Origin of the sequence: Flavobacterium aestivum (assembly GCF_026870175.2) — a bacterium.
In the GTDB taxonomy this organism is placed as follows: domain Bacteria; phylum Bacteroidota; class Bacteroidia; order Flavobacteriales; family Flavobacteriaceae; genus Flavobacterium; species Flavobacterium aestivum.
The window spans coordinates 2,416,651-2,440,581 of sequence record NZ_CP113977.2 but is presented as its reverse complement, the minus strand read 5'-3'; the positions used below and the strand labels follow the sequence as shown (position 1 = coordinate 2,440,581).

Below are 23,931 nucleotides of genomic sequence, written 5' to 3'. Positions count from 1 at the left end.
ATCAAAAAACAATGAGAATAATAGACTTATCAAAAACCATTTCTAACAACCCTAATGATCCTTTTTTCATGAAGGTTAAAATTAAGCACAAACCACACAGGAAAGCCAAATGGATTATTAGAATTTTCGGTCTGCCTTTTAAATTATTCCCGAAAAATTTTGTGGGATGGGCAGATGATAGTATTCAAAAAATGGGAGTTCACTCCACAACCCATCTCGATGCACCTTACCATTATGCACCACTATGCGAAGGTAAGGCTTCTAAAACCATTGATGAGATTCCTTTAGATTGGTGTTACGGACCCGGAATTGTAATTGACATGAAACACAAAGCCGATTTTGATCCCATTACAGTAGAAGATTTAGTTGGTTTTTTAGACAAAGAAAAATTAGAAATTACCTCTGGAATGATTGTCTTGATAAAAACAGGAAGAGACAAAAACATTTACCAAAAAGACTATTATAAAAACGGGACTGGAATGAGCGCCAGAGCTACCGAATGGCTCATTGATAAAGGCATAAAAGTAATGGGAATAGACCAATGGGGTTGGGATTTACCTCTACCCTACTTAGTCGAAAAAGCTAAAAAAGAAAACAATCCAGAGTTATTTTGGGAAGCCCATTTAGTGGGTCGTGAGAAAGAATATTGCCATATGGAACAACTAGTGAATCTTGACGCATTACCTTATACGGGATTCAAAGTTGCAGCTTTTCCACTAAAGATAAAAGGAGCTTCAGCAGGACCAAGCAGAGTTGTAGCTATCCTTGAAGAATAATTCTATAGTGTTCTTTTCAAATGCATAATTTTAAAAATAAATCATTAAATTCGCAATCTCAATTTAGCATTACAATAACCAATAAAATGAAATATGTTCTTTCATGTTCCATTTTTACTAATTAATAACAAATACATATAAAATGACACGAGCGTTAGCGACTGCATTTCACCATTAAAAAACAAATAAAAAAACTTTGAAATGAAATACGATATTATAGTTTTAGGAAGTGGTCCTGGAGGATATGTTACAGCAATTAGAGCCTCACAATTAGGATTTAAAGTAGCTGTGGTAGAAAAAGAAAACCTAGGTGGTGTGTGTTTAAACTGGGGATGTATTCCAACTAAGGCATTATTAAAATCGGCTCAGGTTTTTGATTACTTAAAACACGCTTCAGATTACGGACTAACTGTAAAAGAATTCGACAAAGACTTCCCTGCTGTTGTAAACAGAAGTAGAGGTGTTGCTGAAGGAATGAGCAAAGGTGTTCAATTCTTGATGAAAAAAAATAAAATTGACGTTATTGATGGTTTTGGAAAGCTAAAAGCCGGAAAAAAACTAGACGTTACTGATAAAGACGGAAAAGTTACTGAATACAGTGCTGACCATATCATCATTGCTACTGGAGCTCGTTCACGTGAATTACCAAACTTACCACAAGATGGAGTTAAAGTAATTGGATACCGTCAAGCAATGACATTACCAACTCAACCAAAATCCATGATTATTGTTGGTTCTGGAGCTATTGGAGTAGAGTTTGCACATTTCTACAACTCAATGGGAACAGATGTTACTATCGTAGAATTCATGCCAAACGTAGTTCCTGTAGAAGACGAAGATATCTCAAAACAATTTGAGCGTTCTTTGAAAAAAGCCGGAATCAAAATTATGACTAACTCTTCAGTAGAGCGTATTGACACTACTGGTGCTGGAGTAAAAGCATTTGTTAAAACAGCAAAAGGAGAAGAAGTTCTTGAAGCTGACATTTTATTATCTGCTGTTGGAATCAAAACTAACATCGAAAACATCGGATTAGAAGAAGTAGGTATTGCTACTGATAAAGATAAAATCTTGGTAAACGCTTATAACCAAACTAATATCCCAGGATATTATGCTATTGGTGATGTAACTCCAGGACAAGCATTGGCTCACGTAGCTTCTGCAGAAGGAATTAACTGTGTTGAAAAAATTGCAGGATTGCACGTAGAACCAATCGATTACGGAAACGTTCCTGGTTGTACTTATGCTACTCCAGAAATTGCATCTGTAGGATTAACTGAAAAACAAGCTAAAGAAAAAGGATACGAATTAAAAATTGGTAAATTCCCATTCTCTGCTTCAGGAAAAGCTAAAGCTGCTGGAACTCCAGACGGTTTTGTAAAAGTAATTTTTGATGCCAAATATGGCGAGTGGTTAGGATGTCACATGATTGGAGCTGGTGTTACTGATATGATTGCAGAAGCAGTTGTTGCACGTAAACTGGAAACTACAGGTCACGAAATCCTAAAAGCGATCCACCCTCACCCAACAATGAGTGAAGCGGTTATGGAAGCGGTAGCTGATGCTTACGGAGAAGTAATCCATTTGTAATAAATACGATTTATAAATTTAAAACCCGATTTGAAATACTTCAAATCGGGTTTTTGTTTTTAGCCAAAAATTCAAATTTTCAATAGAACAATAAATATATTCTATTTTGATAATCCCTATAGGTTAAGTATATTTACTACAAACTAAAAAAACATGCTACATAACAACATTTTAGAAACAATTGGTAATACACCACATGTAAAAATTAATAAATTATTTGGTCCTGACACAAATGTTTGGGTAAAACTTGAAAAAACAAACCCAGGCTCAAGTATCAAAGACAGAATCGCTTTATCGATGATAGAAGATGCAGAGCAAAAAGGATTATTGCAAAATGGCAGTACCATAATAGAAGCCACTTCTGGAAATACCGGTATTGGATTAGCGATGGTTGCTGCTGTAAAAGGCTACCGATTAATCTTGGTTATGCCAGAATCAATGTCTATAGAAAGACGCAGATTAATGAGCATCTATGGAGCCGAATTTGTACTTACTCCTCGCGAAAAAGGGATGAAAGGAGCCTTGGAAAAAGCGGAAGAATTAATTGCTGAAATTCCGAATTCATGGTCACCACTACAGTTTGACAATCCAGCTAATGTCGAAATCCATAAAACGACTACAGCAAAGGAAATCATAAAAGCTTTTCCAAACGGATTGGATTATCTAATTACAGGAGTTGGAACAGGCGGACACATCACAGGTTGTGCCGAAGTGCTAAAACAACATTTTCCTAACCTAACCGTTTTTGCTGTAGAACCAGAAGCCTCACCAGTAATTAGCGGCGGAGCACCTTCGCCCCACCCTATTCAAGGAATTGGAGCTGGATTCATACCAAACAATTTAAATACAACAATTCTTGACGGAGTTATAAAAGTAAGCAAAGAAGAAGCATTTGAATATACCCAAAGAGCAGCCAAAGAAGAAGGAATTCTTCTGGGAATTTCTTCGGGCGCATCCTTAGCAGCTGTATCAAAAAAGATAAAAGAAATCCCGTCAGATGCTAAAGTACTGACTTTTTGCTACGACACTGGAGAGCGCTATTTAAGCATCGAAGGCTTATTTGAATAAAAACACAGATTCCCAATACTAACCAATAACCAACCGATTTGCGAAAGCAAGTCGGTTTTTTTATTACGTAATCCTGCATTCAACAAAAAAAACCACAACAAACTAAACAACAATAGATTATAAATTATAAAGAAAATAATTATACAATATGATAAGATATTTTTTGTAAATTAGTAGGCTCAAATAAAAATTAAATTGTGTCTCAAGAATACAATTTAATGAATTGTCAGGTAAAAGTATCTGTGTTTTTAAACAAAGCATAGACCTCCCTAAAAATCCAGATACAAAAACGATCCTCAAGAACTAACCCTAACCAAACTAGGTTGTTCTAATCAATCTCTACAGACAAAAAATAAAAAACATCTACAACTCAAAAAAAAGAGTAACAAATTAGATTCAAAAAAAATTGAACTTAAATTTAAACGAGATGAAAACAATTAAAACATTTTTAATAAACGCCCTTTTCTTCGGACTATTACTAATTCAAGGCACCAGCTTGTACGCTCAAGATCCTATGAAAGCTGCTCCAAATGTGTATAAAAAAGTGTTACTTGACAATGACAAAGTAAGAGTCATGGAGGTCGTATTCGCTCCTGGAACAACAGCCGCTTGGCACAGCCACCCCAATCATACAGCCTATGCCTTGACAAGTGGTAAAATTCAGATTACCGACAAAGGTAAACCTGCAACTACTATAGATATAAAAATGGGAACAGCCTTGTATCTTCCTGCCGTAACACATATGGCAAAAAATATTGGCTCCACAACTGTGAAGTTAATCATAACGGAAATAAAACCTGCTAAAAAATAAAGACAACTGTTTTCAAACAAGACAATTCATTTCTTTCCTTTTGAGCAGCAATTTAAATACCAAAAAAATCTGATTCATTTTTTCCGAGTCAGATTTTTTTATTGGAGTTTGCCCTTACATTAGCTATGCAATCAGCAATTTTTACAAATTATAAGCAAAATCGTTTTTTATTTCCTCCATCACAAAAGAACTTTGTACATTAGAAATCCCTTTTATAACTGATAATTTATCGATAACAAACTTTTGATATTCATTCATATCATTTACAGCAATTTTCAATAAAAAATCATAATTTCCAGAAACGTGATAGCATCCCATAATTTCTGGCAAAGCAAGAATGTGCTGTTTAAAATCGTCTATCAATTCTCGAGAATGTATCGCCAATGTTACCTGACAATACACACTTATTGATTTACCAACTTTGGTCGGATCAAGCAAAGCAACATATTTCTTGATGTAGAGTTTTTGCTCTAATTTCTTTATCCTCTCAAACGTGGGAGAAACAGACAACCCCACTTTTTCGGCTATTTCTTTCGTGTTTAACTTAGCATCTTGTTGCAAAAGCATCAAAATTTTTTTGTCTATGGCATCCATTTTTCAGAATAATTATATGGTTTTAAAAACAGCAATCGACTATTTCAATATCAAAAAACTGAAATTTAAATCAAAAATAGAATTATATTTTGAATATAACTTCATATGCAGCATATTAAATTATAAAAATTACTTTTACCAAAAATTAATACCATGATATCCATTTCAGAATCATTATCAGAACAAGACAATCAACGTTTATTCGATTTGAATCAATACATAGAAAACGCAAGAGACAATTTCTTGGGTTATCCAGTTTCAAAAGATTTTGACTATTCAGAAATCAATCATTTTTTAAAATACCCTATCAACAATTTAGGGGATCCATTTGAGGACTGCACTTACAAAGTACAAACCCATGAACTCGAAAGAGAAGTCGTTGGATTTTTCGCCAAATTATTTCGTGCCAATCCAAAAGATTATTGGGGTTATGTAACCAATGGTGGATCCGAAAGTAATTTATACGGATTGTATCTAGCTCGTGAATTATATCCAAAAGCGATGGTATACTACTCGGAATCGACTCATTATAGTGTCCGCAAAAACATTCACTTGCTTAACATTCCAAGTATTGTTATTCGTTCTCAAGAAAATGGTGAGATTGATTATGTCGATTTTGAAAATACTTTAAAATTAAATCGTCATAAACCAGCCATTGTACTTACCACATTTGGTACAACAATGAAAGAGGCTAAAGATGATGTATCAAAAATTAGAGATATCCTAAAAGGATTAGCTATACAAGACAGCTACATTCATTGTGACGCAGCCTTATCAGGTAGTTATGGTGCTTTTATGGAACCTAGATTGCCTTTTGATTTCATAGATGGAGCCGATAGTATTTCTATCAGCGGTCATAAGTTTATAGGTTCACCAATTCCTAGCGGAGTTATTATCACGAAACGTTCCAATAGAGATAGAATCTCAAAAGGGATTTCCTATATTGGTTCACTAGACACTACAATTACAGGATCTAGAAACGGTCATTCTCCGTTGTTTTTATGGTATGCAATCAAAAAACTTGGAGTTGACGGTTTAAGAAAACGCTATTTACACAGTTTGGAAGTAGCCGAATATTGCGAACAAAAACTAAAAAATATAGGTATTGCAGCCTGGAGAAATCCAAACTCTATTACGGTTGTTTTTCCTAAAACGCCTGAAGAAGTAAAATCAAAATGGCAATTAGCCACCGAAGGCGATATTTCGCATATCATTTGTATGCCCAATGTTACCAAAGAACAAATTGATTTATTCATAAACGACATAGAAAACTGTGTTGAAATTCAAGAAGAAACAGTAGAATTTAGTTTCTAAACCACTTCTTTTTGACGATATAAAAAACAGTTAAAACACTGATTTTAACTGTTTTTACTTTTCACTTCTAAAAATACTGCCACAGATCGATTTCATTGAGTTTCATTTCTCTGATTTTTTTTTTTTATCCTTGAATCTCTGTGGCTTTTTTTTAAAATCTACAAACTGGAAATAAAGTAACAATCCAGTACTCTAAGACATCACTATCAAAATTGACGCGGCAAATCTGTACCCCATTGCGGTATGAATCAGTTCGCCAATAAATGAAGTTTCAACATACTTCAGAGACAAACCAAAAAGTAAAACACCTCCTCATAAAGACTTAATTTTCAATGCAAAAGCACTAATTCACATATTTTAAAATCATTGTCTTTGTTCCAAAAAAGAAAAGCTTTTTGGAAAAATCCGAAATGCAGAAATAAATTGTATTTTAGTTTTTTTATAATTTCCTATAACTAAACCTAAAAATGAAAACCAAGCTATCTCTGTTTTTTATTGCAATAATCAGTTATTCGTGTAGTGTTAACCAAAATAAAACCAAACAAAGTGATTTACCAATTATTGGAACTTGGGAACTCATTTCGGCCACAACAAAAGAGAAAGATTCTACTTTTTCTACTTTTAATCCGAAACTGAAAATGATAAAGATTATCAATCCAACCCACTTTTCTTTTTTTCAACACGACTTAACAATGGGCAAAGGTCCCAACCCAACATTTGCAGCAGGAGCAGGAAAATATACTTTGGTCAATGACACCTATACTGAATATTTGGAATACTTCATTCACAGAGAATGGGAAAACAATAAATTTGAATTTAAAATTTCGATACAAAACGATACCCTAACACAACAAGGCGTTGAAAAAGTAGAAAAACTGGGTGTTGACCGAATAATCACCGAAAGATATAAACGTGTAAAAAATTAAGCATATTCAATTTTACGAAGCTGTATTTTGCAACTAATAATCTAGGAAAATTAAATTCAAAATACCCAAATACTACTATTAACAATCATTATGGCGGCAAAAGCAAAAGACTGGGCAAATTTAAACAAATACAAAAATAAAAATACGCTCCTTGCTCCTCCTGCTACTGGAGAAAAAAGAATCGTCTTCTTTGGCGATTCCATTACGGAAAACTGGAGCTCCGCTTCCCCTGATTTTTTTATTGGGAAAACGTATATTAATAGAGGAATAAGTGGTCAAACTACCCCGCAAATGCTACTGCGTTTTAGACCAGATGTTATTGAGTTGAAACCCGAAATTGTAGTTATCTTAGCCGGAACTAATGATATTGCCGAAAACACAGGTCCTACAACACTCGAAATAATTTTAGGCAATCTTATTTCTATGTGTGAGTTAGCCAAAGCCAATGGAATAAAAGTCATTCTCAGTTCCGTTCTTCCTGCTTATGATTATCCTTGGAAATCTGGTCTTGAGCCAGCTGATAAAATCGAAACGCTTAATAATATGATTGTAAAATACACCAAAACCAATAACATTCCGTATGTTGATTATTATTCGGCTATGGTAGATCAGCGAAAAGGTTTAAACTCTATTTACTCCAAAGATGGTGTTCACCCCAATAAAGAAGGCTATCGTGTTATGGGACCTATCGTAGAAGCTACTATCGCTAATCTATAAAATTAATTATTGGGCAATACCAATTAAACTAAACTATTTAAAAATGAACAGAAAAGTATTTTTATATATAGCCACAAGTTTAGACGGTTATATAGCTAAACCAAATGATGATCTAAGTTTTCTTTCTATTGTTGAACAAGAAGGAGAAGATTATGGATATGCAGAATTTATAAAATCAGTTGACACTGTTATAGTTGGGCGCAAAACATACGATAAAGTAATTTCGATGGGGTTTGGTTTTCCGCACGCTAATAAAGATACCTATATCATAACTCGAAGTCCAAGACCCGATATTGGTTCTGTAAAATTCTATTCTGGAAATCTTAAAGAACTTATAAACCAACTTAAAGCAGAAAAAGGTAAAAATATATTTTGTGATGGTGGGGCAGAAATCGTAAATGAACTACTCGAAGACGATCTTATTGATGAATTCATCATTTCAATTATTCCAATTTTTGTTGGCAACGGAATAAAACTTTTTAAGGACGGGAGACCGGAACAAAAATTAGAGCTTATTTCAACAAAACAATTTGACAAAGGATTGGTTCAACTTCATTACAAGCGAGCCGATAAAAAATAAAAATTTGACGCATATAATAGTTCTAAAAATCGGTTACAGCATCAAGTCAAAAAAACAAAATGTGATATAATTTCCAAAAAGTAACAATTATGTTATATCATTCTCGAACCCTTTTATTTAGGAAAGAATTAACCTAATTCTTTAACTAATCGTTGCTGTTATCTCTAAAAAACGTCTTACTTTTATCCCATAAAAAAACAATTCAATTTAATAATCATGACCAAGGATCTGATTGTCCAAAATATTAGCGCTTTAAAAAGTCATTTATCTATAAATTATAGCATCAAGACCAAAACTGAAGCCTTTACAGAGAAATTATTTTACACTTTATTTGATTCTAATGCGCCGCTGGACAGCAGTATTGATGAATTAGAAAAACAATTCAAAGAAATAGCCTCGATTGCCTGCAAAAAACCACAAGACTTATGTGAATTTGCTTGGGATAAATTTTTAGAAAAATTACCAACCGTACTCGAAAATCTGAATAAAGATGCTAATTATACTTTAGAAAACGATCCTGCATCAAACGATATTGAGGAAATTTACCTAGCGTATCCCGGATTTTATGCCATTGCAATCTATAGATTAAGTCATGAATTGTATCAGCTCGATTTATTACTTTTTTCAAGGTTAATGAGCGAATACGCCCATCGTATTACCGGTACAGATATTCACGCAGGAGCAACCATTGCTTCACCTTTCTTTATAGACCACGCTACAGGAATCGTAATTGGTGAAACTACCGTTATCGAAAAGAATGTAAAAATATACCAAGGGGTTACTTTGGGAGCTCTAAGTGTGAGTAAAGACTTGAAGAACTCAAAAAGACATCCTACGGTAGAGAAAAACGTTTGCATTTATGCCAATGCAACCATTTTGGGTGGTTCAACCGTAATTGGAAAGAACAGCATTGTAGGTGGAAATTCATGGGTAACCAAATCAATTCCAGCAGATTCAGTGGTAATGAATACCACCACAACCGAAGTCAAAATAAAAGAGAAAAAATAAAATGAAGACCTATAAATTAGTAGAATTAATCGGGAATACACCATTGGTAGAAACAACCCGTTTAGTAGAAAATAAAAATGTAAAACTTTTATTGAAACTCGAAGGTGACAATCCTGGAGGCAGTGTAAAAGACCGTGCTGCTTATAATATGATTGCATCCGCTGTTGAAAGAGGTGATATTAAAAAAGGAGACAAATTAATTGAAGCTACAAGTGGCAATACCGGAATTGCTTTGGCCATGATAGCGCAATTATTCAATATAGAAATAGAATTAGTATTACCGGAGGATTCTACCATTGAGCGTACACAAACCATGCAAGCCTATGGTGCCACAGTAATTCAGACACCTGCCAGTTTAGGAATAATAGGTTCTCGAGATTATGCCGACCAAAAAGTTGCCGAAGGTGGTTATGTTATGCTAAATCAGTTTGCCAATGACGATAACTGGAAAGCACACTACAAAACTACTGGTCCAGAAATCTGGAATGATACAGATGGAACTGTAACCCATTTTGTATCGGCTATGGGAACAACAGGAACTATTATAGGTACCTCAACATACTTGAAAGAGAAAAACCCAAATATTCAAATCATAGGGGCACAACCTAGTGAAGGTTCACAAATTCCGGGTATTAGAAAATGGCCACAGGAATATTTACCTAAAATTTTTGATGCCTCAAAAGTAGACACTACTATAGATATTAGCGAAAAAGAGGCTCGTGAAATGACCAAAAGATTAGCTAAAGAAGAAGGTATTTTTGCAGGTATGAGCAGCGGAGGATCTGTAGCTGTAGCCGTAAAAATTGCCAATCAACTTGAATCAGGTGTTGTGGTAGCCGTTATTTGTGACCGCGGAGATCGTTATCTATCTTCGGATTTGTTTGACTAATGAGATGAAAGATTTTATTAAGAAAAATATAAGCGGCAAAAAAGTTTTATTACTGTTTATACTTTCTAATATAGTGTACGCCATTATGCTTGTTGTTACTATTGCTGAAGTAATGCATCATTCTGGCGGCATGAAAATCTTAGATATGATGCCTACGGGTTACGATATACATTATGTCAACACACTTTTTAGTGCATTAGGAACACAAGGTAGAGATGCCTATTTATATCATCAACTTCCATTAGACCTAATATATCCAGTTCTTTTTGGAATTAGCTCCTGCTTGGTACTTGCTTATTTCCTAAACAAATTAGAAAAACTAGACAGTCCATTATTCTATTTGTGTTTGATTCCGCTATTTTCGGGACTATTTGATTATGGTGAAAATATTGGGATTATAAAAATGCTGAAAGATTACCCAAACATTAGTGATTTACAAGTTCAGATCACAAATGTTTTTTCAGTTTTAAAAAGCATACTCACTACCATTTATTTCATTATTCTTATCATAACTTTATTGGCTGTTGCCAAAAATAAATATTCTTCTGCAAAAGGTTAAAAATAGATTCAACAAAAAGAAATTCCATTGCTGAATCTATATCCAAAATCAATATAAAATTACTCTTGATTTCTAGAGTGAAATGTTTTACTATCTGTAGGAGCTTCATTTCTATCAAACATTCCATAATCCCGTTTTACGTCAGCTATTCGAAGATGATAGTCTTTAAATATCCCATCTCTGCCTTTGGATTGTGCCCAACGGTGCATCTCAAGGCTCCTCCATTGTTGGATACTTTCTTCATCTTTCCAAAATGATAAAGACAATACTTTTTCCGGATCATTCAAACTCTGAAATCTTTCAATAGAAATAAACCCATCAATTTTATCCAATTCAGGTCTTAATTGAGAAGCGATTTCTAAATATTCTGTTTTTTTTCCCTCACTGGGAATTACTTCAAAAATTACTGCAATCATGGTTCTTTTTTATTAAATTGAAACTAAAATATTCTTAGGAAGTCTAGCATTCGATAAGGGTTCGTATTCAATATTTTCATCGAGAAGCGAGACATTTTTATATTGTTCAAATAAATACAATAAAGCATCGGTACCTAATCGTATCGAAAAATGTTTAGCCAAACATCCATGTCCTCCAATACCAAAGGTTAAATGGTCACCATTATTTACACGTGTTGAATCAAAATCTTCAGGATTTAAAAATTGTTTTGAATCTCGATTGGCAGAGGCAAGTACTAAAATCATTTTATCTCCTTTTTTGATTACCTTATCATTCAGAACAATATCACCAACTGCAACCCTACGAGTAGTATGAATAGGTGGGTCAAATCTCAATGATTCGATTATCATACTTTGCATCCAATCTCTATTAATAGCTAACTTCAAAAGGGAATGTTCCTTATTTAGTATTTGGAGTAAAGCATTACTCAAAAGCCCTCGTCCTGCATCATAACTTTGAATAAACAACCCAATTATGTTACTCACACACAATGACAAAATTTCTTTTGCACTTATTTTATACTTTTCAAAAAGTGTTTTCTCTAAAGTAGCATAAAAAGCTGAAGTAACTATATTTTTTTCGGCAATTGCATAAATCTCCTTTGCAATTGTATTAATAGAATCCACCTGTGTTTGAGTTTTGTTTGGCAACATTATTTGTATAAGTTGCCCTATATTTTCTAAAATGAAAAGGGAATCTTTACCATTAAAATCAAAACTTTTCAAAACCACCAACACCGGCAATTTTTTACAAACAGAATTTACCCAATTCAATTCAGATTTGTTTTCTCTACTTTCTATCAACTCTTCTAGAATTTTGTAAGTATCCACGACATTCATCTTAGAAAACAAAAACATAGCCACTTCCCTTGATATATCATGCTGAGCTCCATTACTCAGGCGTGCTAACTGATTCGATATTTCTAAAGCGCTGTCGTTTAAACCCTGTTCGTTATTTGGATTAATCTCTGGAATATGAGCCAAATTATTATTGAGAATTGATACACAGGCATCATACGAATAGAGTGCCCAAATTTGGTTTTCCTCATCCCAATAAACAGGGTCCTGAGTTATCATCTTTTTATAAAGACTATAAGGATCTTGAATTTCCGACTGTAAGAATAAAGTTGTTGTCATGGTTTCTAAATTATTTTACAAAGATAATTACCTTTACCTGCTAACACTTCATTTTGCACTTAACTGTCGATGTCTATAAAATGGAAAATCAATTTAAACAAATCGCTACTCTTATAGGTGACCCAACCAGGGCAACCATAATGTGGTCTCTACTAGAAGGAAAAGCTTTTACAGCAACTGAATTAGCCATTGCCGTTAATACTTCCCCACAGAATATTAGTATGCATTTAACTAAATTAGTGCAGGCAGACTTATTGGTTGTAGAAAGTCAAGGGAGGCATAAATACTACCGTTTTGCCAGAAAAGAGATTGCATATGCCATTGAAGCTATGATAAGTTTGGTACCACCATCAATAAGTACTCAAAACACCAAAACCGAAAAAGTCTCTGGCATAAAACATTGTAGAACTTGTTATGATCATTTGGCAGGAAAAGTAGGTGTAGCTCTAACTGATAGTCTATTGCAACAACAATTACTGATTGACACCTCTGGAAGATTTGAGATAAGTTCCGAAGGTGAAAAATGGTTTACTGAATTTGGAATTCCATTAACCACTTTAAAACAACAAAAGCGTTCTTTTCTTCGACCTTGTTTAGATTGGAGTGAAAGAAGACCACATATAGCTGGTTCACTTGCCACAGCATTACTAGATAAAATGTTACTCGAAGATTGGCTTCGTAAAACCAAAGACTCAAGAGCACTCATTGTAACTGCAAAGGGTAAAAAAGAATTCCAATCTCGTCTAGGAATTGCTATTTAAATTATAAAAAATATGTTCAATAAATCTAATTTCAAAGAGTGGTTTGATCGCTATAAATATTCTGAGCTTGCAGCCACTAGCGCCGCATTGATTGCGTCACAATTCAGCAGGATTTTTAGTGCGTTAACGACAGCTTATATCATAACATTTGCTGAATATTTTGCTTTTTATGGCATCATGGTTTACAGATCCTATAAAACACAAGTATCCAAAAATAAGCTAGACAACAAAACTGTTACTCTAAAAGAAATCGCTCATCTAATCCGAAATTTATTTCTCGAGTTTGGTTATCCTGCAGCTTTAGACCTCTTTTTTATTCGGCCCTTTTGTATGTACTGGATGCCAATACTAACCGGAAATTATTTCCTTGGAATTATTTTAGGAAAGATATCAGCTGATTCCTTTTTTTATGTTTTATCAATTGTAAACTACGAATTGATTAAAAGGAAAGCATAGCATATTCTAATTGCATAAATTTAAGAATACATCAAAAACCAAAGGTTCCGTTTATTGCTAAACGGAACCTTATATTTTATTCTTCTTGCTAAACCAAAGTTGCTGTTGTGCTAATTTCGGTATTCAATAATTTTGAAATTGGGCAATTTTTTTCTGCTTTTGTAACTAATTCTTGAAAAGTTTCATTCGAAATCTCTTTTACTTTAGCATTGACCGTTAAGTGTGAACTGATAATTGTTCCTTCAACTAAATTAATATCGCATCTAGTTTCTATACTTTCGATTTCTGCACCTGTTTCACCGATGAAAGCAGAAAGTTGCATTGTAAAACATCCCGCATGTGCTGCGGCAACAAGCTCTTCAGGATTGGTCCCTATTCCTTCTTCAAATCGGGATTTGAACGAGTATTGTGTATTTTGCAAAGTTGTACTTTGTGTTGTTAATTTTCCGGCTCCTTCTTTTAATGAACCATTCCAGACTGCGGTTGCGTTTCTTTTCATATGTTTTTTATTTATTAGTTTTTAATGGTCATTTATCTTATTACTATCATCGAACTTCATTTAGCATATCAAATCTATATCATGTTCATTTCATAATAATAGTCTTTAACTTACTCAAATTTAGCTTTTTTAATATAAAAAACGAACTTAAAAACAGATTCTTTTATTGAAAACCCAATAATGAGTAAAACATAGAATGCCGTTTCCATAATATTTTGTACCTTGTAATTCAACATCTTACACTCAAGAAGCCATTGAATGTAACTGAATAATACCTTAACCGTTAAAATGCAAACGCATATGGTACCAATTCCCAAAAAGCCTATTCAGTCTGATATTTCAAAAAGTATTTCAGCTTTAGAAATTCTTCAATACATCGTTCTTATCTTAGTGCTGCTATACTTTGGAAAAACGTTATTCATCCCGCTCAGTTTTGCAATGCTTGTCAGTTTTATACTTTATCCTCTTTGCAAATGGATGGAAAAAAATGGAATACATCCGAATCTAGCAATTGGTCTTTCCTTGGTTACAGTTGTTATCTTTTTTGGTACTATTTTATATTTACTCTTCTCTCAAATTCTTCAATTTTCGAATGAATGGCAAACATTAGAGCTAAAGCTAGAAGAAACGCTAAATCAGCTAAGTGTATTTCTGACGGAACAATTTGGCGTAAACGAAGAGAAACAACAGAATTATATTAAAAATGCAATAAACAATTCAAGTACTCAAATATTTACATTCCTTAAAAATACCGTTTACTCCTTTTCGGAGTCATTATATTATCTTTTAATAATTCCCATCTTTTCGGCACTGATACTTTTTTATCGTCAATTATTGATTCAGACACTATATCAAATTTTCCCTTCGGACAAAAAGGAAATGATACACGAAATCATTATTGAAACCATACATGAGTATTATAAATTCATAAAAGGAATATTACTGGTTTATCTGATAGTTGGAATTTTGAATAGCATTGGACTCGCCATTATTGGCATTCCTTATCCTTTCCTTTTTGGTTTTACCGCTTCAATCCTTACGTTTATACCCTACGTTGGTATTATAGTATCTTCTCTTCTACCAATTACAGTGGCTTGGATAACGTTTAATTCTATTTGGTATCCTTTGGGCGTTATCGCAATATTTTCAGTAGTTCAGGTACTCGAAGCTTATGTTATTTTTCCTTATGCAATAGGAAGTCGCTTAAAGATAAACACACTCGCTATTTTGATTATGATTATTGTTGGCGGAATTATTTGGGGAGTATCAGGAATGATTTTATTTATCCCATTCATTAGCATCATAAAACTTATCGCTGATCGAACCGAAAGCCTTAAGACTTTATCTATTCTATTAAGCGATGCTAAACCAAAACAATAATAACAACAAACTCAAAAAACCACCTTACAATCTGTAATCCAGATATCTAAATTAGATTATATCAATATGAAGTCAGTATTAATTTATTTTTATATTATTAATTAACTTACCATCATTACTATCATTTTCTTTAAATTTATGCGTTAAAAAAAAAATACAACCTATCAATGAAGCACCAAAAAATAAAAATATTCAAAAGGTTATGGATTACATTTGGTATTTGCTTCATTCTTTGGATAGTAATTTCATTCCAAACAAAAGGAGTTGATGAAGCAATCCTTCAAAGCAATTCATCTATTCAGGTAATCAACACAGAAAACATCATTTCTTTTACACCGAAAAAAAGCTATCAAAAAGTTTTTATTTTTTATCCGGGTGCTATGGTTGCTGCTGATGCCTATGCTCCTCTTTGCAGGAAAATTGCCGAAAACGGATATAAAAGCATAATTATTAAAATGCCTTGGAGACAACCCTCCTACGGTTATAATATACCCAAAGAAATTGATCTCTTTAAAGACAGTACCAAACAATATATTTTGGCAGGACATTCCAAAGGCGGAATGATGGCAGCTCAATTTGTTTATGAAAACCCCACATTAATAGACAAATTGATTCTATTGGGCACATCACATCCTAGAGATTTTGACCTTTCACAATCATCGATTCCTATAATGAAAATATCTGGTTCTAATGATGGACTTGCCGATACAAAATCAGTTAACCGAAACAAACCAAAATTACCGATAACCACCAAATATGTTCTAATTAAAGGTGGAAACCATTCTCAATTTGGATACTATGGTTCACAATTGGGAGACGACAAAGCGAGCATAAACAGAGAAGAACAGCAAAAAATAATTTTGAATTCCATTTTATCGTTCATTAAAATGTAATAGAATCAAATTGAATTAACCTTATCCTGTTAACTACAAAATCCTATTCATCCCTCCTATTACTTCATTACGTCTCCTTTTATTTATTGTAATAATTTGAAAATCAACAAAGTAAAACCAATTCACACTTTATTTTCTTATCTTTATGTATTACAGTAAGATACACTATCGATTTTAAAAAAATTATAAGCCTCGAATACAATTTGACAATCATCATATATACTGTCGATAAAATCAATAAAATTTACATATTATGAAAAAAGTAATCATACTATGCTGTATAATTTCGTTGTTGGGCTGTAAATCCAAAAATATAAATGCGAAATCTACCGAAGGAAGAAGTGTTCTTCCTAAGGAAATGAGTGCAGAAGAAGAAGTGCAAAAAAATAAGGCTTATGACTTAGGTAAAAGAATCTTAACGGCCTGCAACACCTCTAAATTCAAACCATTTACACCTAATGAAGCTACAGAAAAAGTCATAGCGAACTCAACCCCAAAAAACGTAAAACAGATTTGCGTAAAATACAACTTGAAGTATGGTCAATTTAAGGATCTTGAATTTATAGAAATGATGCCTAACAAAACCGACAATACCAATGTGTTTCGGTTCAAGGCACTTTTTGAATACGCTAAAGCAAATAAGGAACTTCGTGTAACGATGAATGCAGAAAATAAGGCATCAGCAATTGCTACCAAAGACTGGAAAGATAATTTTGAGTAAACACTCTCTTCACTTGATTTTTATAAAAAAAAATTAGAATTAAAAACCATAAATAAATCCAAAGCCTTATTTTTGCGCTATGGCAAAGAAAAATACAGACAAAGTTGTCTTTCATCAAATAAAAGTCCTTGATGCTGGTGCAAAAGGCGTTTCGGTGGCAAAAGCTCCCGACGGAAAAGTAATTTTTATCCCAAATGTGGTTCCTGGGGATGTGGTAGATGTGCAAACTTTCAAGAAGCGTAAAGCTTATTATGAAGGAAAAGCGGTTCATTTTCATGAATTATCAGAGCATCGCGTGGACCCAATTTGCGAACACTTTGGTGTTTGTGGTGGTTGTAAATGGCAAAACATGAATTACGACCAACAGTTGTTCTTCAAACAAAATGAGGTACAAAACCATTTGCAACGCATTGGCAAAATAGAACTTCCTGAATTTGAACCAATTTTAGGTTCAGAAAAAAAGTTTTTTTATAGAAATAAAATGGAATTTTCGTTTTCGAACAGCCGTTGGTTGACCGAAGCCGAAATAGGAAGCGATGAAGATTTAGGAAACAGGAATGCCCTTGGTTTCCATATTCCAAAAATGTGGGACAAAATCCTTGACATCAACAAATGTCATTTACAAGAAGACCCATCAAATGCAATTCGTAATGAAGTTCGTGCTTTTGCTAATGAGCATGGCTTGACTTTCTTTAATCCTAGAGCCCATGAAGGTTTGTTAAGAACCTTGATGTTAAGAACGGCATCTACAGGAGAAATCATGGTTTTGATTCAGTTTTTTGAAGATGATAAAGCCAACAGAGAATTGATTCTGGATCACCTATACGCGAAATTCCCTCAAATTACATCATTACAATATGTGGTTAACAATAAAGCAAACGACACTTTATACGACACCGACATAAAATTGTACAAAGGAAGAGATTACATCTTGGAAGAAATGGAAGGATTAAAATTTAGTATCAATGCTAAATCTTTTTACCAAACCAACTCGGATCAAGCCTATGAATTGTACAAAATAACCAGAGATTTTGCTGGACTCACCGGAAACGAAATCGTATATGATTTATATACCGGAACTGGAACAATAGCTCAATTCGTGTCTAAAAAAGCGAAAAAAGTTATTGGAGTAGAAAGTGTACCTGAAGCAATTAAAGATGCTAAATTGAATGCGGAGCGCAATGAAATAACGAATTGTGAGTTCTTTGTAGGAGACATGAAAGTGGTTTTCAACGATAGTTTCATCGCACAACACGGTCATCCAGACGTAATTATCACAGACCCTCCTAGAGATGGTATGCACAAAGACGTAATTGAACAAATTATAAAAATTGCTCCTGAAAGAGTGGTTTATGTAAGTTGTAACTCAGCTACACAAGCAAGAGATTTAGCATTAATGGATGAAAAATACAAGGTAACACGAGTGAGACCAGTAGATATGTTCCCACAAACACATCATGTTGAAAATGTAGTCCTTTTGGAAAAAAGATAAGCCAACTTATAGATGAAAAAAATAATTGCTTTTTTATTGATTCTCGGCTTCGCGTCATCCAGTTGTGAACCGGATGATATTTGTGATCCAGCTACACCTACCACACCTAGGATGCTTATTAAGTTTTACGACATCACCACTCCATCACAACAAAGAAACGTAAAGAATTTAAAAGTCATTGGAGAAGGAATGAGTCAAGGAGTAATTTTGAATCCTACAGGAATTGATGACGCTAAATATTTGGCTAATGGTAACAGTATATTACTTCCATTGAAGACAGATGCTGATGTTGTCAAGTATAAGTTTATTTTGAATTATGGCGATAAAAATCCTTTGATTGTAAACGAAGATAATTTGGAATTTAAATATACTCGAGAAAATATTTATGTTTCCAGAGCTTGTGGTTTCAAAACCATTTTTAAATTAGATCAAAGTAATCCTTACATACTAACAGATTCAACTCCTGCAGACGAAAAGTGGATTCGATATCTGATAGTGGCACAAACTAACATAACATACGAAAATGAAACAATCGTTAAAATATACTTTTAGTTTTTTCTTTCTGTTTTCATTGTTTTTTGTGCAAGCTCAAGAATTGAACACTAGCGTTGGTATTCCACAAGAGCCTAAAAAAGCAGAAACAGCAACAACTACACAGAAAAAAACTGAAAAAAAATTAGAAGCAGTAAAAAAAGACAGTATTCCTCCCAAAACAGATCGTTATGGACTGATTGTAGGGGTCGATTTATACAAAGTTGCTCGTTCTCTTTACGATTCTGACTACAAAGGAATTGCTTTTGTTGGTGATTATAGATTAACAAAGAAGTATTATTTGTTTGGAGAGATTGGTAATGAAAAAATCACAGTAGACGATCCCCAATTGAACACTACAACTAAAGGATCTTATGCAAAAGTAGGTTTTGATTACAATGTTTACACGAATTGGTTGGATATGGAAAATCTAATCACTCTTGGAGTACGCTATGGCTTCAGTACATTTAGCGAGCAATTAAACAATTACGACATCTATAATCCCAATCCATATTTTGGGAAAGCGCCAAGTATAATTTCAGGAGAAATTCACAACGGATTAACCGCTAGTTGGGCTGAAGTTGCAGCAGGTGTAAATGTAAAAGTATTTAATAATGTATATGTTGGTTTTAGTTTACAATTAAAAGTACTGGTTACAAATGTAGAGCCTGGTAATTTTGAGAATCTGTATATTCCTGGATTTAACAGAACCTATGATGGAAGTTTTGGAGCAGGTTTTAATTATACTGTTTCCTATTTTGTCCCTCTCTACAAAAAGAAAGTTACGCCAAAAACAACAACAGCACCTAAAAAATAAATAAAAGTTTATTTCTAAAAAAAGGAGTAAAATTGAATTTACAGATTCAATTTTACTCCTTTTTTTATATAATCTATGTCGATTAACCTATTTCCTTAATCCCTTTTATAAACAACCAAGACATGAATAATTTTTCACCGTCTTTGGTCTTTGCTGCTTGAAATTTTGGAGACAAAAGAGTTCCAGCCACAAAAGCCGTCATAGGAATCCAAAAACCTGATAAATTGGTATACTGCTCCACCAAATAGCGGAATGAGATAAACAATATTGCAAAGCAACCTAGATTATATAGAAATGCTCTTACTTGTAATTTTGTCATTTTATTGTATTTAATTATGATTTTCAAAATTAATTGAAAATCAATAGAATTCTCAGAAAAAACTATAATTTATTTCCAGGCTTTAATTAATATCTAAAAAAACTTTCAATTAACTAAATTTTAACAATAATTAACTTCTCTATATTTTATATCAAATTATATTTTAACTTTATTAATTCCAAAAACAAATCCCATATTCAACTGATTATCATTTGAATCCATTTGCAATTAGAAAACCCATCCACCACATTCTAATTCACGAATAAACTAAAACTGGCTAAGAAATATGCATAATCAAAAAACATATTCTTATGCTCATAAATTATTCTATTACTAACACTATGAAATTTAAAATATAAAAGAACAAACCTAATAATTATGATAAATTCCCCTGTATTAGACACAACAATTGGATTAGTTTTTATTTTTCTACTCTATAGTTTATTAGCCACATCAATTAATGAAGCCATAGCAACATTATTTAGTTTAAGAGCAAGAATGCTAAAAAAAGGCATTGTTGATGGGATGTTATCTAATTCAAAACAGAAAGAATGGCTTTGGAAAAGTATTTTAAAGACGATAGGAAATATCTTTAAGGAATTCGGTTCCTTAATAATTGGTTACAGACCAAAACAAAAAGGAAAATTAGGAAATACATTTTACAACCATCCTATTATAAAAAATTATGGTTCCAGTGATCGATTTTCAATACCATCCTATATCCCAAAAGAAAATTTCTCAACCATACTAATCGATGTTTTAGAGAAATACTGGGAAAGCCACAAGGAAAATATTTTAAAATATGTAAAAGAAAACGACACTACAAATACTATTGATTTAGAAAATGCGCCAACTATAATCAAAATACAATATTTGGTAAAATATCTTCAAAGTATAGACATCACAAAGTTTAAAGAAGAATTCAAGGCTAATGAAATGTATATTGATCCAGAGATCTTACAGATTTTTGCATTATATCTTGATAAAAGCTATCAAAATATTGAAACATTTGCAACACAATTAGAAACATGGTATGATGACAGCATGAACAGAATTAGTGGCTGGTATAAAAGACAGACACAATTTGCTTTGTTCTTTATTGGATTAATTATAGCAATAACCTTTAATGTTAGCATTATTGATATAGCAGGAAAACTTAGTACTGACAAAGACGCTAGAGAAAAGCTAATCGAGATGTCTATAAAAAGTGTTGAAGAATTAAAGAATGACAGAAGAGTACAAAAAATCAATGATAATGGCTCTTCAAATCAAATTTTAAATCCCAACAGCGAAACAAAAAACGATAGCTTATCATATGCAGATTATAAAAATGAAGTCGAAAAAATAAAAGCACAATTAAACGGCAGAGTCAAAGAAGCCAATAATTTATTAGCTCTAGGCTGGGGTGACTATGGCTTAAAACAGGATAGTGTTACCACCGTAAAAAAATACATTTGTGAGTTAGAAAAACTACACGATACAGTAAAAAAACATATAGTAATACCTCCCAAAAAAATTAAAGATTCAGCAGCAATTTATAATCATGCAGCAATGTTAGCATTATATGACAACCATTGGTATAAGCTAAAAGTAGGTTATGTTGCTTCAAATTTCTACAAAGGAAGAAAACCCCTAGGATTTCTATTACTTGCCTTTGGGATTTGTCTAGGTGCTCCATTTTGGTTCGATTTATTACAAAGACTGATTAAACTTAGAGCTTCCGGCAAAAAAGAAGATCCAGGTGTAGAAAATAACACAACTCCTAATCCAACCACACCACCAGTTCAGGTAACCGTAAATAATACATCTAACCCAGAAGCAATAGGATAATTATGGAACAATATAAAGTGATAGTACCAAAACTTAATGTGCGCAAAGCACCGGTAGCAGATATAAAAGATAAAAGCAACATCATAACTACCGTTAATGAAGGATTAATATTAGAATTGGAAGAAACTCTAAATACTCCTAATCCCAGTATAGGAAAATGGTATAGAGACAAACAAAACCAATATTATTGGGCTGGTGGATTAATGAAACTAACCACTTCGACAACCTCGCCATTGGTTCGTTTACCAATCAACCTTCCTGAAAATTACAAATTGGGAGTAGATGTATCACACCACAACGGGAAAATTGATTGGGATTCCTTAAAAAATGGAGGTGCAAGTTTTGTATATATTAAAATATCAGAAGGTGTTGGTACCCCAGATGCTAAAGCCAAAGAGAACGCCTTGAATGCTTTTTCCAAAGATTTCAAAATTGGGTACTATCATTTCTGTCGTCCAGACAGCCGAAACGGAGGAACGGTCGAAAGCGATGCAAAAGCTGAAGCAAATGAAGCGCTGACAATTATATCAAAGTTACCCAATCCGCATTTGCCTCTTGTACTTGACCTGGAAGACCAACAAAATTGGGATACTCCATTACAGCCAAAAGCATATTTACAATGGATTACCACATTTGTTGATTTAATTACAGAAAGAACAGGAATAACACCAATAATCTATAGTCGAAAAGAATATCTAGACAGGAAACTACCTAAAAATCATAATTTACAAAACATCAAATTATGGATGTCCTATTACCCTTCAAATCCTGATTGTACAAAAGTAGGAATCCCAAATGGATGGAAGGATTGGGCAATATGGCAATACACAGAAAATGGCATACTTGGTACCAATGCAAAAATTGATATTAATATTATGAAAAATGATATTTTAGTTTGATTAAAATAAACCGAAAATGAGAAAGCCTTCCCAACTTTTAATCATCAGGTAAAGATTATCCAGTTTACAATACAATACCTCGTAAGCCGAAAAGAGGATATAGAGTAGGCCCAAAAACAACATAGTATGGATTTAACAAGTAGCTTAAAAAAAGTAGGATATGATCTTATAGACAGTCCGGTAAGAAACCATAAATTAACTCAATTGTGGTTAAAAAAGGATTTTGATAAAATTCAAATGTATTATGACCAGTTAAATTATGCTTTTGTCAGTGACGTTAATCTACCAGTATTCACCAATGATGCTTTAAAAGTAACATCAACAACAAAAAATGAATTCAATTTTAATTTAGGAATCACAGTACTAGATGATATATTGAAATCTATTGGATTATCAAATATTGATTTATCTGCAGAAATCAAAAGTGGCAAAAGTGTAACCATAAGCTATGACAATTCTGTTTCAAAAGAAATTGAAATTGGCGCACTAGAAAGTTACTTATCAAATTCAGATTTTTTACACCCAAATAATTTATTACTTAACAATCTAAATAAGAATGATGTAATAATCGTTACCGGAGTCTTATTTGCTAAAAATCTAATTGTAGAAATAGAAACGGATACTACTATATCAGCCGAATTAAAAGCAAAATTAACTGAAATTGTTGATGGTAAAATTGACTTTAGTTACAGTTCAGAAAAAAAAATAAAAATGACGGCAGAAACTGGCGACTACTATCCTATTGCCGTAAAAGCCAACAGATTAGATTTTGATTCTGGAAAATTTAAAAACCATATTTTAGTAACTGACAATAGAAACTTTTTCTAATAAAAAAACAGTAAAAAAATCCCGATAATAACTATCAATACAATAGCAATTATCGGGATTATAATTTTAGTATTTAAAACT

The 23,931-nt window shown here is 33.0% G+C and carries 27 protein-coding genes; 22 read left to right on the top strand and 5 right to left on the bottom strand.

Annotated features, from left to right (window positions below; all coding sequences use genetic code 11):
* Window positions 1-11: 11 nt before the first annotated feature.
* From OZP08_RS10575 to OZP08_RS10560, 4 genes are all read left to right on the top strand, one after another.
* Window positions 12-776, top strand: coding sequence for a cyclase family protein (locus OZP08_RS10575; RefSeq protein ID WP_268846063.1), 765 nt, complete (start codon window positions 12-14; stop codon window positions 774-776).
* Window positions 777-977: 201 nt separating this feature from the next.
* Complete coding sequence (gene lpdA, locus OZP08_RS10570; protein ID WP_281321795.1) at window positions 978-2,366, top strand: dihydrolipoyl dehydrogenase; 1,389 nt, start codon at window positions 978-980, stop codon at window positions 2,364-2,366.
* Between the two features lie 153 nt (window positions 2,367-2,519).
* Window positions 2,520-3,434, top strand: a complete 915-nt coding sequence (cysK, locus tag OZP08_RS10565; protein WP_268846061.1) for a cysteine synthase A — start codon at window positions 2,520-2,522, stop codon at window positions 3,432-3,434.
* Between the two features lie 406 nt (window positions 3,435-3,840).
* Window positions 3,841-4,245, top strand: coding sequence for a cupin domain-containing protein (locus tag OZP08_RS10560; protein WP_268846060.1), 405 nt, complete (start codon window positions 3,841-3,843; stop codon window positions 4,243-4,245).
* 141 nt (window positions 4,246-4,386) lie between these two features.
* Here OZP08_RS10560 and OZP08_RS10555 read toward each other — a convergent pair whose 3' ends face one another.
* Window positions 4,387-4,839, bottom strand: a complete 453-nt coding sequence (locus tag OZP08_RS10555) for an Lrp/AsnC family transcriptional regulator (protein ID WP_268846059.1) — start codon at window positions 4,837-4,839, stop codon at window positions 4,387-4,389.
* 153 nt (window positions 4,840-4,992) lie between these two features.
* On the opposite strand from OZP08_RS10555, the gene OZP08_RS10550 reads away from it, so the two are divergent.
* The 7 genes from OZP08_RS10550 (at window position 4,993) to OZP08_RS10520 (ending at window position 10,832) form a co-directional block, all read left to right on the top strand.
* Entirely contained in the window at window positions 4,993-6,153 is a 1,161-nt protein-coding gene (locus tag OZP08_RS10550) for a histidine decarboxylase (RefSeq protein ID WP_281321794.1), read from the top strand.
* 467 nt (window positions 6,154-6,620) lie between these two features.
* Window positions 6,621-7,079 (top strand): hypothetical protein, encoded by a 459-nt coding sequence (locus OZP08_RS10545; RefSeq protein WP_281321793.1) that lies wholly within the window; start codon window positions 6,621-6,623, stop codon window positions 7,077-7,079.
* A 90-nt stretch (window positions 7,080-7,169) separates the two neighbouring features.
* Window positions 7,170-7,796 carry an SGNH/GDSL hydrolase family protein gene (locus OZP08_RS10540; RefSeq protein WP_268846054.1) on the top strand — a complete coding sequence of 209 codons (627 nt, stop codon included), beginning with the start codon at window positions 7,170-7,172 and terminating at the stop codon, window positions 7,794-7,796.
* A 43-nt stretch (window positions 7,797-7,839) separates the two neighbouring features.
* Window positions 7,840-8,376, top strand: coding sequence for a dihydrofolate reductase family protein (locus OZP08_RS10535; protein WP_268846053.1), 537 nt, complete (start codon window positions 7,840-7,842; stop codon window positions 8,374-8,376).
* Between the two features lie 216 nt (window positions 8,377-8,592).
* Window positions 8,593-9,384, top strand: a complete 792-nt coding sequence (gene epsC, locus OZP08_RS10530; RefSeq protein WP_268846052.1) for a serine O-acetyltransferase EpsC — start codon at window positions 8,593-8,595, stop codon at window positions 9,382-9,384.
* A gap of 1 nt (window position 9,385) precedes the next feature.
* Window positions 9,386-10,273 carry a cysteine synthase CysM gene (gene cysM, locus OZP08_RS10525; RefSeq protein ID WP_268846051.1) on the top strand — a complete coding sequence of 296 codons (888 nt, stop codon included), beginning with the start codon at window positions 9,386-9,388 and terminating at the stop codon, window positions 10,271-10,273.
* A gap of 4 nt (window positions 10,274-10,277) precedes the next feature.
* On the top strand, window positions 10,278-10,832 hold the full coding sequence (locus tag OZP08_RS10520; RefSeq protein WP_268846050.1) for a hypothetical protein: 555 nt from the start codon (window positions 10,278-10,280) through the stop codon (window positions 10,830-10,832).
* A 59-nt stretch (window positions 10,833-10,891) separates the two neighbouring features.
* On the opposite strand, the gene OZP08_RS10515 is transcribed toward OZP08_RS10520, so the two are convergent.
* On the bottom strand, window positions 10,892-11,248 hold the full coding sequence (locus OZP08_RS10515; RefSeq protein ID WP_281321792.1) for an antibiotic biosynthesis monooxygenase family protein: 357 nt from the start codon (window positions 11,246-11,248) through the stop codon (window positions 10,892-10,894).
* Between the two features lie 12 nt (window positions 11,249-11,260).
* Window positions 11,261-12,424, bottom strand: a complete 1,164-nt coding sequence (locus OZP08_RS10510) for a cytochrome P450 (RefSeq protein WP_281321791.1) — start codon at window positions 12,422-12,424, stop codon at window positions 11,261-11,263.
* Between the two features lie 80 nt (window positions 12,425-12,504).
* Here OZP08_RS10510 and OZP08_RS10505 point away from each other — a divergent pair, with 80 nt between their 5' ends.
* Both OZP08_RS10505 and OZP08_RS10500 read left to right on the top strand, forming a co-directional pair.
* Window positions 12,505-13,185, top strand: a complete 681-nt coding sequence (locus tag OZP08_RS10505) for an ArsR/SmtB family transcription factor (protein WP_281321790.1) — start codon at window positions 12,505-12,507, stop codon at window positions 13,183-13,185.
* A 12-nt stretch (window positions 13,186-13,197) separates the two neighbouring features.
* Window positions 13,198-13,641, top strand: a complete 444-nt coding sequence (locus tag OZP08_RS10500) for a hypothetical protein (RefSeq protein WP_268846046.1) — start codon at window positions 13,198-13,200, stop codon at window positions 13,639-13,641.
* Window positions 13,642-13,729: 88 nt separating this feature from the next.
* On the opposite strand, the gene OZP08_RS10495 is transcribed toward OZP08_RS10500, so the two are convergent.
* Entirely contained in the window at window positions 13,730-14,140 is a 411-nt protein-coding gene (locus tag OZP08_RS10495) for an OsmC family peroxiredoxin (RefSeq protein WP_281321789.1), read from the bottom strand.
* A 300-nt stretch (window positions 14,141-14,440) separates the two neighbouring features.
* On the opposite strand from OZP08_RS10495, the gene OZP08_RS10490 reads away from it, so the two are divergent.
* The 6 genes from OZP08_RS10490 to OZP08_RS10465 all read left to right on the top strand — a co-directional run bounded on the left by OZP08_RS10490 (window position 14,441) and on the right by OZP08_RS10465 (window position 19,974).
* Entirely contained in the window at window positions 14,441-15,520 is a 1,080-nt protein-coding gene (locus OZP08_RS10490) for an AI-2E family transporter (RefSeq protein WP_268846045.1), read from the top strand.
* A gap of 167 nt (window positions 15,521-15,687) precedes the next feature.
* Window positions 15,688-16,413 carry an alpha/beta hydrolase gene (locus OZP08_RS10485; protein ID WP_281321788.1) on the top strand — a complete coding sequence of 242 codons (726 nt, stop codon included), beginning with the start codon at window positions 15,688-15,690 and terminating at the stop codon, window positions 16,411-16,413.
* A 253-nt stretch (window positions 16,414-16,666) separates the two neighbouring features.
* On the top strand, window positions 16,667-17,134 hold the full coding sequence (locus OZP08_RS10480) for a hypothetical protein (protein WP_268846043.1): 468 nt from the start codon (window positions 16,667-16,669) through the stop codon (window positions 17,132-17,134).
* A gap of 79 nt (window positions 17,135-17,213) precedes the next feature.
* Window positions 17,214-18,626: a 23S rRNA (uracil(1939)-C(5))-methyltransferase RlmD gene (gene rlmD, locus OZP08_RS10475; protein WP_281321787.1), complete on the top strand. Its 1,413-nt coding sequence runs from the start codon at window positions 17,214-17,216 to the stop codon at window positions 18,624-18,626.
* Between the two features lie 12 nt (window positions 18,627-18,638).
* Window positions 18,639-19,178, top strand: a complete 540-nt coding sequence (locus tag OZP08_RS10470; protein WP_268846042.1) for a DUF6452 family protein — start codon at window positions 18,639-18,641, stop codon at window positions 19,176-19,178.
* Window positions 19,150-19,974 carry a DUF6048 family protein gene (locus OZP08_RS10465; protein WP_268846041.1) on the top strand — a complete coding sequence of 275 codons (825 nt, stop codon included), beginning with the start codon at window positions 19,150-19,152 and terminating at the stop codon, window positions 19,972-19,974. Before OZP08_RS10470 ends, OZP08_RS10465 begins: the two co-directional genes overlap by 29 nt.
* An 82-nt stretch (window positions 19,975-20,056) precedes the next feature.
* Here OZP08_RS10465 and OZP08_RS10460 read toward each other — a convergent pair whose 3' ends face one another.
* Complete coding sequence (locus OZP08_RS10460) at window positions 20,057-20,293, bottom strand: hypothetical protein (RefSeq protein ID WP_268846040.1); 237 nt, start codon at window positions 20,291-20,293, stop codon at window positions 20,057-20,059.
* A 378-nt stretch (window positions 20,294-20,671) separates the two neighbouring features.
* Here OZP08_RS10460 and OZP08_RS10455 point away from each other — a divergent pair, with 378 nt between their 5' ends.
* The 3 genes from OZP08_RS10455 (at window position 20,672) to OZP08_RS10445 (ending at window position 23,850) form a co-directional block, all read left to right on the top strand.
* Window positions 20,672-22,123, top strand: a complete 1,452-nt coding sequence (locus OZP08_RS10455) for a hypothetical protein (RefSeq protein WP_281321786.1) — start codon at window positions 20,672-20,674, stop codon at window positions 22,121-22,123.
* Between the two features lie 2 nt (window positions 22,124-22,125).
* A complete protein-coding gene (locus tag OZP08_RS10450; protein WP_268846038.1) occupies window positions 22,126-23,022 on the top strand; it encodes a glycoside hydrolase family 25 protein in 897 nt (298 codons plus the stop codon).
* A 126-nt stretch (window positions 23,023-23,148) separates the two neighbouring features.
* Window positions 23,149-23,850, top strand: a complete 702-nt coding sequence (locus tag OZP08_RS10445; protein WP_281321785.1) for a gasdermin — start codon at window positions 23,149-23,151, stop codon at window positions 23,848-23,850.
* Window positions 23,851-23,931: the final 81 nt, after the last annotated feature.

What these genes read in the sequence shown, in the direction of transcription:
- OZP08_RS10575 (WP_268846063.1), top strand. Translation starts at nt 12, where the DNA reads ATGAGAATAATAGACTTATCAAAAACCATTTCTAACAACCCTAATGAT.
- lpdA (WP_281321795.1), top strand. Translation starts at nt 978, where the DNA reads ATGAAATACGATATTATAGTTTTAGGAAGTGGTCCTGGAGGATATGTT.
- cysK (WP_268846061.1), top strand. Translation starts at nt 2,520, where the DNA reads ATGCTACATAACAACATTTTAGAAACAATTGGTAATACACCACATGTA.
- OZP08_RS10555 (WP_268846059.1), bottom strand. Translation starts at nt 4,839, where the DNA reads ATGGATGCCATAGACAAAAAAATTTTGATGCTTTTGCAACAAGATGCT.
- OZP08_RS10550 (WP_281321794.1), top strand. Translation starts at nt 4,993, where the DNA reads ATGATATCCATTTCAGAATCATTATCAGAACAAGACAATCAACGTTTA.
- OZP08_RS10545 (WP_281321793.1), top strand. Translation starts at nt 6,621, where the DNA reads ATGAAAACCAAGCTATCTCTGTTTTTTATTGCAATAATCAGTTATTCG.
- OZP08_RS10540 (WP_268846054.1), top strand. Translation starts at nt 7,170, where the DNA reads ATGGCGGCAAAAGCAAAAGACTGGGCAAATTTAAACAAATACAAAAAT.
- OZP08_RS10535 (WP_268846053.1), top strand. Translation starts at nt 7,840, where the DNA reads ATGAACAGAAAAGTATTTTTATATATAGCCACAAGTTTAGACGGTTAT.
- epsC (WP_268846052.1), top strand. Translation starts at nt 8,593, where the DNA reads ATGACCAAGGATCTGATTGTCCAAAATATTAGCGCTTTAAAAAGTCAT.
- cysM (WP_268846051.1), top strand. Translation starts at nt 9,386, where the DNA reads ATGAAGACCTATAAATTAGTAGAATTAATCGGGAATACACCATTGGTA.
- OZP08_RS10520 (WP_268846050.1), top strand. Translation starts at nt 10,278, where the DNA reads ATGAAAGATTTTATTAAGAAAAATATAAGCGGCAAAAAAGTTTTATTA.
- OZP08_RS10515 (WP_281321792.1), bottom strand. Translation starts at nt 11,248, where the DNA reads ATGATTGCAGTAATTTTTGAAGTAATTCCCAGTGAGGGAAAAAAAACA.
- OZP08_RS10510 (WP_281321791.1), bottom strand. Translation starts at nt 12,424, where the DNA reads ATGACAACAACTTTATTCTTACAGTCGGAAATTCAAGATCCTTATAGT.
- OZP08_RS10505 (WP_281321790.1), top strand. Translation starts at nt 12,505, where the DNA reads ATGGAAAATCAATTTAAACAAATCGCTACTCTTATAGGTGACCCAACC.
- OZP08_RS10500 (WP_268846046.1), top strand. Translation starts at nt 13,198, where the DNA reads ATGTTCAATAAATCTAATTTCAAAGAGTGGTTTGATCGCTATAAATAT.
- OZP08_RS10495 (WP_281321789.1), bottom strand. Translation starts at nt 14,140, where the DNA reads ATGAAAAGAAACGCAACCGCAGTCTGGAATGGTTCATTAAAAGAAGGA.
- OZP08_RS10490 (WP_268846045.1), top strand. Translation starts at nt 14,441, where the DNA reads ATGGTACCAATTCCCAAAAAGCCTATTCAGTCTGATATTTCAAAAAGT.
- OZP08_RS10485 (WP_281321788.1), top strand. Translation starts at nt 15,688, where the DNA reads ATGAAGCACCAAAAAATAAAAATATTCAAAAGGTTATGGATTACATTT.
- OZP08_RS10480 (WP_268846043.1), top strand. Translation starts at nt 16,667, where the DNA reads ATGAAAAAAGTAATCATACTATGCTGTATAATTTCGTTGTTGGGCTGT.
- rlmD (WP_281321787.1), top strand. Translation starts at nt 17,214, where the DNA reads ATGGCAAAGAAAAATACAGACAAAGTTGTCTTTCATCAAATAAAAGTC.
- OZP08_RS10470 (WP_268846042.1), top strand. Translation starts at nt 18,639, where the DNA reads ATGAAAAAAATAATTGCTTTTTTATTGATTCTCGGCTTCGCGTCATCC.
- OZP08_RS10465 (WP_268846041.1), top strand. Translation starts at nt 19,150, where the DNA reads ATGAAACAATCGTTAAAATATACTTTTAGTTTTTTCTTTCTGTTTTCA.
- OZP08_RS10460 (WP_268846040.1), bottom strand. Translation starts at nt 20,293, where the DNA reads ATGACAAAATTACAAGTAAGAGCATTTCTATATAATCTAGGTTGCTTT.
- OZP08_RS10455 (WP_281321786.1), top strand. Translation starts at nt 20,672, where the DNA reads ATGATAAATTCCCCTGTATTAGACACAACAATTGGATTAGTTTTTATT.
- OZP08_RS10450 (WP_268846038.1), top strand. Translation starts at nt 22,126, where the DNA reads ATGGAACAATATAAAGTGATAGTACCAAAACTTAATGTGCGCAAAGCA.
- OZP08_RS10445 (WP_281321785.1), top strand. Translation starts at nt 23,149, where the DNA reads ATGGATTTAACAAGTAGCTTAAAAAAAGTAGGATATGATCTTATAGAC.